Here is a 646-nt window from a genome sequence, read left to right on the forward strand (position 1 = left end):
GATCAGGATGGCGCCGTTGGCGGCCACCTGCCAGTCCGGCGGGATGTGCATGAAGGTGAGCAGCGGCGAGGCGGCCAGCGCCAGCGTCAGCGCGCCGATCACCGCACCGATCGGCGACACCCGGCCGCCGACGAATTCGCCGCCGCCGAGGATGACGCCGGCGATCGCCAGCAGCGTGTAGCCATTGCCGATATTGGCGTCGGCCGAGGTGGTGATACCGATCAGCGCCATGCCGGACAGCACGCCGAACAGGCCGGCGAGCGCAAACAGCACAATCTTGGTTCGGAGCAGCGACCAGCCGGCGCGACCGAGCGCCGCCGGATTGCCGCCCGAGCCGCGCAAGATCACGCCGTAGGAGGTGCGCATAAGGCCGAAATGGACGATGAGGCCGATCAGCAGCGCCGCAATGATCGGGAACGGCACAAAAGGCGGCTTGAACGCCATCAGCCCGAGCAGCCAGTCCGGCGCCTTGCCGCCCGGCTTGGGCAGCACGAGAATGGCCAGCCCCTGCCAGACGAAGCTCATGCCGAGCGTCACCACGATCGACGGCAAATTGCGCAGATGGATCAGCGCCCCGAGCAGCGCATAGATGCCGATCGAGCCGAGCAGTATGGCGACGCCGATCAGCGGAGCGTCCTTCAGCCCT

Annotated in this window: 1 protein-coding gene; it reads right to left on the reverse strand. The window is 67.6% G+C overall.

All coding sequences use genetic code 11. The annotated features are described in order from the left end of the window. The coding region (locus EN969_RS34110; protein ID WP_164758800.1) for an ABC transporter permease at nt 1–646 on the reverse strand (646 nt) is incomplete at both ends.

This window comes from Mesorhizobium sp. M7A.F.Ca.CA.003.01.2.1, from assembly GCF_003998945.1.
Lineage (GTDB): Bacteria > Pseudomonadota > Alphaproteobacteria > Rhizobiales > Rhizobiaceae > Mesorhizobium > Mesorhizobium ciceri.